This is a genomic window from Streptomyces sp. NPDC004658 (assembly GCF_040609555.1).
Lineage (GTDB): Bacteria > Actinomycetota > Actinomycetes > Streptomycetales > Streptomycetaceae > Streptomyces.
Map to the genome: position 1 here is coordinate 1 of NZ_JBEXKG010000310.1, position 4,246 is coordinate 4,246.

Here is a 4,246-nt window from a genome sequence, read left to right on the forward strand (position 1 = left end):
GTGCCGTTGCAGTCGTACAGCTGTACGGCGGTGCCGTCGGCGGAGTTGGCGCCGGCGACGTCGAGGCACTTGCCGGCGAGGCCGGTGATCGTGCCGGTGGCGGCCTGCGCGGGGGAGGCGGCGAACAGCCCGGTGGACAGGGTGAGAGCGGCGACCGCCAACGCGGCGGACGCGGACGCGGGCAGGGACCTGGCTCTGGGCATGGTGGGGGCGCCCTTTCGTGGGGAGGCGTGGTCGCCCGGCGAAACTAGAGGTACAGACCACTTCCGTCAAGGTGTGAAGTAAGAAGTGAGGGAAGGGAGTTGCCGGGTGGGCGACCGGCGCGGACGCCGACCGAAAGTCGCCACCCGCCACCGCGGCGGGTCCTACGCTCGGTTGCGCTGGACGATCTCGGCGATCTCGGTGATGCGCGGCGATCTCGGGGAAGGGGCTGACTGCAGTGGAGGACAAGCGCGTTGTCGTCGTGACCGGCGGCGGCTCGGGCATCGGCCGGGCGACGGCCCGGCTGCTGGCGGAGGCCGGTCACCAGGTGGTCGTCTCCGGCCGCCGGGCCGAACCCCTGGAGCGCCTCGCGCGGGAGACCGGAGCGCTGCCGCACCCGTCCGACGTCGGGGACCCCGACGCGGCCGAGGGACTGGTCCAGGCGGCCCTGGCCGCGTACGGACGCCTCGACGGGCTGGTGCTGAACGCGGGCATCGGACGCGGCGGAGCCGTGGGCGACATGTCGCTGCGGGACTGGGACGAGGTGATGCGCACCAACGTGACCGGTCCGCTCCTCCTGCTGCGCGCCGCGATCCCGCACCTGCTGGAGTCCCGGGGAGCGGTGGTCGCGGTCGCGTCGGTGTCCGCGCTGCGCAACGGCACGAGCAACGCGCCGTACGCCACCTCCAAGGCCGCCCTGCTCCAGCTGTGCCGCTCCGTCGCCGTCGACTACGGGCGTCAGGGGGTGCGGGCCAACATCGTGTGTCCCGGCTGGGTGCGCACCGAGATGGCCGACCGGCGCATGGCACGCTTCGCCGCGGAGGCGGAACTGCCGGGCGACGGGGTGGACGCCGCCTACGCGGAGGCCACCAGGCTGCTGCCGCAGGGCCGTCCCGGTGAGCCGAGCGAGGTCGCCGAGGCGATCGGCTGGCTGCTGTCCCCGGCGGCGTCGTACGTCAACGGCGCGGTGCTCACCGTGGACGGCGGCGCGACGGCCCTCGACCCCGGAACTCTCGCGTTCGACTACCGGATCGCACCCCGGGGCGGGGGGTACGCCCCGTCCGCCGCTCCCCGCTGACGGGGCTCCCGAACCGCTGGGACCGGTCTTCGACGCGGCCGACGGGGGTTCGGTGCGGGTGGGGCGGTCGCAGGGGACGTGGCCGTGGCGTGGCGCGGCCGCCGCCTCCTCAGGCAGCTCCCTCCGGACGAGCGGGTGGCCTCGAGTTCCCCCCCCGCTCTCGGACCGCGTCCAGGACAGCGACCGTTGCACGCCAAGATCGCGCAGGATCGCGGTGCACCTGCGCCGTAGCACTGTGTGCTCGCCCGTTCTCCGGTCCGGGGAGGCCATCTGCTTCGCTCCGGTCGGCGTGGCCCGGTACTACGCCCGGCCCGACCTTGCCCGGGTGCGGGGCACGGAGACCGATCTCGTCAGGGGCCGCGGACACCGTGCGGGGACTCGTCGCCGGCGCCCCTCCTGAACGCCCGGGAGGCCCACCGAGGGCAGGGCAGCGGTCGCCCCCTTCGGGACCGCCTACCCTTGACGCATGACCAGCAGCAGCGACCGGAGCCCGGCAGTGGACGTTCAAGGATCCAAGAGTTACGAAATCCGCACCTACGGGTGCCAGATGAACGTCCACGACTCCGAGCGATTGGCCGGGCTGCTCGAAGAGGCCGGGTACGTGCGGGCCCCCGAGGGCTCGGACGGCGACGCCGACGTCGTCGTCTTCAACACCTGCGCGGTCCGGGAGAACGCCGACAACCGGCTCTACGGCAACCTCGGCCGGCTCGCGCCGAAGAAGGCCTCGCGCCCCGGGATGCAGATCGCGGTCGGCGGCTGTCTCGCCCAGAAGGACCGGGACACCATCGTGAAGAAGGCGCCCTGGGTGGACGTCGTCTTCGGCACGCACAACATCGGCAAGCTGCCCGTGCTGCTGGAGCGCGCCCGCGTCCAGGAGGAGGCGCAGGTCGAGATCGCCGAGTCCCTGGAGGCCTTCCCCTCCACGCTGCCGACCCGCCGCGAGAGCGCCTACGCGGCCTGGGTGTCGATCTCCGTGGGCTGCAACAACACGTGCACCTTCTGCATCGTCCCCGCCCTGCGCGGCAAGGAGAAGGACCGCCGCCCCGGCGACATCCTCGCGGAGATCGAGGCCCTGGTCGGCGAGGGTGTCTCGGAGATCACACTGCTCGGCCAGAACGTCAACGCCTACGGCTCCGACATCGGCGACCGCGAGGCGTTCAGCAAGCTGCTGCGCGCCTGCGGGACCATCGAGGGCCTGGAGCGGGTCCGCTTCACCTCCCCGCACCCGCGCGACTTCACCGACGACGTCATCGCCGCCATGGCCGAGACGCCGAACGTGATGCCGCAGCTGCACATGCCGCTCCAGTCCGGCTCGGACACGGTCCTGAAGGCGATGCGCCGCTCGTACCGCCAGGAGCGCTACCTGGGGATCATCGAGAAGGTGCGGGCGGCCATCCCGCACGCCGCGATCACCACCGACATCATCGTGGGCTTCCCCGGCGAGACCGAGGAGGACTTCGAGCAGACGCTGCACGTCGTCCGCGAGGCCCGCTTCGCGCAGGCCTTCACCTTCCAGTACTCCAAGCGTCCCGGCACCCCCGCCGCGACCATGGAGAACCAGATCCCGAAGGAGGTCGTCCAGGAGCGCTACGAGCGGCTGGTCGCCCTCCAGGAGGAGATCTCCTGGGAGGAGAACAAGAAGCAGGTCGGCCGCACGCTGGAGCTGATGGTCGCAGAGGGCGAGGGCCGCAAGGACGGCGCCACCCACCGTCTCTCCGGCCGCGCCCCCGACAACCGCCTCGTCCACTTCACCAAGCCGGACCAGGAGGTGCGCCCCGGCGACGTCGTCACCGTCGAGGTCACGTACGCCGCCCCGCACCACCTCCTCGCCGAGGGCCCCGTCCTCGGTGTGCGCCGCACGCGCGCGGGGGACGCCTGGGAGAAGCGCGTCGCGGCGGCCGCCAAGCCGGCGGGCGTCATGCTCGGCCTGCCGAAGATCGGCGTCCCGGCGCCGCTGCCGGCGACCACGGCAGGCGCCTGCGGCTGCGACTGAGGTCCTGGCACACCGCGGGGCGGGAGGACGGTGATCGACCTGGCGGACGTGCTGATCGAGGAGTGACACGCGCCCCGCTCGCGGGGTTACGCTGCCGATCATGCTTGTCGCCGCCGCAGTCTGCCCCTGCCCACCGCTGCTCGTGCCCGAGGTCGCCGCGGGTGCCGCACCAGAACTGGACGCCGCCCGCGCGGCCTGCACGGACGCGCTCGGCGTGCTCGCCGCCGCCCGCCCCGACCTGCTGGTGGTCGTCGGGACCGCCGAGGAGAGCGGACGCGGCCCGTTCCCGCAGGGCACCCCGGGCACCTTCCGAGGGTTCGGGGTCGACCTGGACGTACGCCTGGGACCCGCCGGTCACGCCGCCCCGGAGCGCCTGCTGCCGACCTCCCTGGCCGTCGGCGCCTGGCTGCTGGAGCGGACCGGCTGGTCCGATGCCCCGATCGAGGGACTCGCCGTCGCGGACACGCTGGAGCCCGAGCGGTGCGCCGCGACCGGGCGGCAACTGGCCGGCCGGGCCGGACGAGTGGCCCTGCTGGTGATGGGCGACGGCAGCGCCTGCCGCACGCTCAAGGCGCCGGGCTACCTGGACGAGCGGGCGGCACCCTTCGACGCGGAGGCCGCCCGGGCACTCGGCGCGGCGGACCTGGACGCCCTGCGGGCACTCGACCCGGCCCTGGCCCACGAACTGAAGGCCGCCGGACGCGCGCCCTGGCAGATCCTGGCCGGCGCGGCCGAGGACGCGAACCTCACCGGAGCGCTCCTGTACGAGGACGCACCGTACGGCGTGGGGTACATGGTCGCGACCTGGTCCTGAGCCCGGGCCGAGGGGGCTGGGCGGCCGTAGGGCGGCTGCACGCGTGCGCGCGTGTGCGGGCGGGCGGCGGTGCGGGGTGCGGATGTGTGCGGGGCGGTACGGCCCTCCTCCCGCGCGCGCTGACGTACGGCGCCGCTCCCGCGCGTGCTGAAGTACGCCC

At 73.7% G+C, this 4,246-nt stretch carries 3 protein-coding genes and 1 pseudogene; 3 read left to right on the plus strand and 1 reads right to left on the minus strand.

Annotation, left to right across the window (positions count from 1 at the left end; all coding sequences use genetic code 11):
- A pseudogene (locus ABZV94_RS40460) lies at nucleotides 1-203 on the minus strand (chitinase); the annotation flags it as partial.
- Between the two features lie 236 nt (nucleotides 204-439).
- On the opposite strand from ABZV94_RS40460, the gene ABZV94_RS40465 reads away from it, so the two are divergent.
- From ABZV94_RS40465 to ABZV94_RS40475, 3 genes are all read left to right on the plus strand, one after another.
- Entirely contained in the window at nucleotides 440-1,279 is an 840-nt protein-coding gene (locus tag ABZV94_RS40465) for an SDR family oxidoreductase (RefSeq protein WP_356349924.1), read from the plus strand.
- A 466-nt stretch (nucleotides 1,280-1,745) separates the two neighbouring features.
- The gene (gene miaB / locus ABZV94_RS40470) at nucleotides 1,746-3,272 is read left to right on the plus strand and encodes a tRNA (N6-isopentenyl adenosine(37)-C2)-methylthiotransferase MiaB (protein ID WP_356349927.1); all 1,527 of its coding nucleotides are present in this window, start codon (nucleotides 1,746-1,748) and stop codon (nucleotides 3,270-3,272) included.
- 100 nt (nucleotides 3,273-3,372) lie between these two features.
- Complete coding sequence (locus ABZV94_RS40475; RefSeq protein ID WP_356349930.1) at nucleotides 3,373-4,086, plus strand: class III extradiol dioxygenase subunit B-like domain-containing protein; 714 nt, start codon at nucleotides 3,373-3,375, stop codon at nucleotides 4,084-4,086.
- Nucleotides 4,087-4,246: the final 160 nt, after the last annotated feature.